This is a genomic window from Streptomyces sp. NPDC020845 (genome assembly GCF_044334165.1).
Lineage (GTDB): Bacteria > Actinomycetota > Actinomycetes > Streptomycetales > Streptomycetaceae > Streptomyces.
Genome location: NZ_JBIRSJ010000070.1, coordinates 1 through 3,154, shown reverse-complemented (window position 1 = coordinate 3,154; position 3,154 = coordinate 1). Strand labels below are relative to the sequence as shown.

Sequence of the window (3,154 nt, the reverse complement as noted above, 5' to 3'; positions counted from 1 at the left end):
GCGTCGAGGTGGCCGATGTTGCCCTTGAGGGAGCCCAGGGCACACGACGCGGGCGGGCTGTTCCCGAACACCCGCGACAACGCCTGCACCTCGATCGAGTCACCGATCAATGTGCCGGTCCCGTGGGCCTCGACATAGTCGATCGACTCCGGGTCGAGGTCCGCCGCGGCCAGGGCCTCCGTAATCACTTGGGCCTGCCCCGCGACACTGGGAGCCGTAAAGCTTGCCTTCACGGCGCCGTCGTTGTTGACCGCGGACCCTCTGATCACTGCGTGGATGGTGTCGCCGTCGGCCAGCGCGTCCTCCAGCCGCTTGAGCACCACCACCCCGACCCCGTTTCCGAAGACGGTCCCGCGGGCGGCGGCGTCGAACGGCCGTACATGACCGTCGGGTGAGAGGAACGACCCCTCCTGGTGGAGATAGCCCGTGTTCCGGGGCACCTTGTAGGACACCGCTCCGGACAGTGCCATATCGCATTCGTAGTTGAGCAGGCCCTGGCACGCGGTGTGTACGGCGACGAGCGAGGTCGAGCAGGCCGTGTGGACGGGGATGCTGGGACCCTTGAGATCCAGCTTGTACGAGACCCTGCTGACCAGGAACGACAGCTCGAATCCGATACCGTAGTTCTCCCCGCGCAGTCGCTCACCGTCGTCGAGATTGCTGAAGATGTTGCCGAGGTACGAACTCGTACCCGCACCCGCATAGACGCCGATGCTGCCGGGGTAGCGCGCCGCGTCGTACCCTGCGTGCTCCAGCGCCTCCCATACGGTCTCCAGGAACAGCCGGTGCTGCGGGTCCATGACGCGCGCCTCGTGCGCGGAATAGCCGAAGAACTCCGCGTCGAACAGGTCCATGCCCTCGAATCGCGGTGCGGCTCTCACATACTCGGGCCGGTTGAACACGTCCGGTGCGACCCCGGCCGAGAGCAGTTCCTCGTCACTCAACGGCACGATCGACTCCACGCCGTCCCGCAGATTCGCCCAGAACTCCGTCAGATTCCGCGCACCGGGAAACCGCCCGGCCATTCCGACGATCGCAACTCCGTCCTGTGGATCGTCGGCGGAGGTCTCGGTCACGTCACTCATCCGTTCCCCCTCGCTGTACGCCGCCGTTCCTGCTGCTGACGTCGCCGCTGCATTTTCTTTCTGCGTTCCTTGAGCCCTTCGGCGTCCGTGCTGTCCGTATGCTGCTGATGGGATACCTCAAGGAGATCCATCAGACCGGCTACCGTCGGAGCCTCGTAGAGATCCGCCAGCGTGAGCTTTACCGACAGCCTGCTGTTGATGACGCTGATCAGTTGAATGGCGATCAGGGAATTCCCGCCGAGTTCAAAGAAGTTGTCGTGAGTTCCGGCCCGTTCGACTCCCAGTAGTTCACCCCAGATGCCGCAGATTTCCCGCTCGGCGTCACTGCGGCTTCTTGTGAGGTCCCCGGACATATCCGGGAGAGCCGTCGCGGGGCCCGGCGGAGTGGTGCCGTCGGCGCCCTCTCGGATCGGGCTGCCTCCGCCGTGCTCCAGCCTGAAGGTCTGGGCGAGCAGTTGGGAGAGGGCGACAGGAGAGACGACGATCTGCGGAGTGGCCGCGCCTGTGAGGACCGTGTCCAGAGCGCGTAAGCCCTCCTCCTCCGACATGCCGCGGTCCGCCGCGCTTCCGGATGGATCGAGCGCGTTCGCAGTCTCCTGGTCGGCCGCCATGCCTACGCCACGCCATGGGCCCCAGTCGATGGTCAGCATGCGGCGGTGTCTGCCACGGTCCTGCGCGAAGGCGTCGAGAAAACAGTTCGCGGCGCAGTAGTCGACCTGGCCGACGCTGCCGATATTCGCGGCGTTCGAGCCGAACAGCACCAGGAAGTCCAGGTCCAGCCCGGACAGCGCCTCCTCGAGGACCAGAGTCCCGCGCACCTTGGGATGGAGGACTTCGGCCGCGACCCGCAGATCCTTGAGCTGGATCAGTCCGCCGCCGGCCAGCCCCGCGGTATGGAAGACGCCGTGGATGGTGCCCCATTTGCTGCGGACCTGCTCCACGGCGGCCCGCATTGTTTTGGGATCACCGGCATCGGCCTGCACAACAAGCAGTTCGGCCCCGTTGTCGCGCAACCGCACCAATCGGCGGACCGCATCGGTGGTGCGCGTGTCCGTGGGGCGGGCCGCCAGCCAGTCGTCCCACTCCTCGGCAGGGGGCAATGGCGTACGGGCGGTCAGGGCGAGGCGTGCTCCGGCGGTGGCCAGGTGTCCGGCCACGGCCAGGCCCAGGCCGCCGGTGCCACCCGTGATGAGATAGACACCGCCGGGGCGCAGCGCCTCCGCCGGCCGTGCCGGCTTGGGAAGCCGCTGGGGCAGATAGTGCTGGGTCCAGCGGTGGATTCCCCGATGGGCGACCACTTCGGTGTCCTGGCCGGGTTCGGCGGCCAGTTCGCCTATGAGCCGGTCGAGTTGGTGCGGTGCGGGGGGCCCGGCGTAGTCGAGGTCGACAGCGCGGCAGCTGAGGCCCGCCATTTCGCGCGGCAATACGCGGCACGGTCCGAGCAGCGTGGCCTTCGTCGGGGAAAGCCGCTCGTCGCCCGTGACGTTGTGCAGCCCGTTGCTGAGGACCCACAGCCGGACGGACCCGACGGATTCCTCGCGGCTGAGCGCCTGCGCCAGATGTACCAGGCTCTCGAAGCCGAGCCGTCGGGTGTCCTCTTCGCTGTGTGCGGCGTCCTCGTCGTCCGAGGTGACGCTCCAGGCATGGACGAAGCATGTGGGTACGGCGCCGTTCTGCTCCCGCAGAGCGGAGAGCAGACGGCCGTAGTCGCTACCTTCGCGGGCGTCGATGGTCCATGGCCCCGACTCCGGGGCGGCCCAGAAGTCACCCGCGTACACCATGGTCACCCGGGCACCGGTGTCCCGCAGCCGCGCCGAGACCGTGGCGCCGACACCTGGGCTGTCGGCGAACACCAGCCACTGGCGGGAGGCGTCGGGCAGCGCGATGGGCAGCGCGACGCGCTGCCAGGACGGGACGTGGAACCAGTCCGCGAGATCACTGCGGCGTTCCGCGGTGTCCTTGCGTGCTGTGGTCGCTGTGGTGGTTTTGGTGGGGTGGGGGAGCCAGTGGTGTTGGTGTTGGAAGGGGTAGGTGGGGAGGGGGATGCGTCGGGGGTGTTGGGTTTGTGG

Annotated in this window: 2 protein-coding genes; both read right to left on the bottom strand. The window is 67.5% G+C overall.

All coding sequences use genetic code 11. The features are described 5' to 3' along the window. A partial coding sequence (locus ACH4U7_RS53090) for a beta-ketoacyl synthase N-terminal-like domain-containing protein (protein WP_398534928.1) occupies positions 1-1,085 on the bottom strand: 1,085 nt, incomplete at its 3' end. Continuing rightward, a partial coding sequence (locus ACH4U7_RS53085) for a KR domain-containing protein (RefSeq protein ID WP_398534927.1) occupies positions 1,082-3,154 on the bottom strand: 2,073 nt, incomplete at its 5' end. The genes ACH4U7_RS53085 and ACH4U7_RS53090, both read right to left, overlap by 4 nt.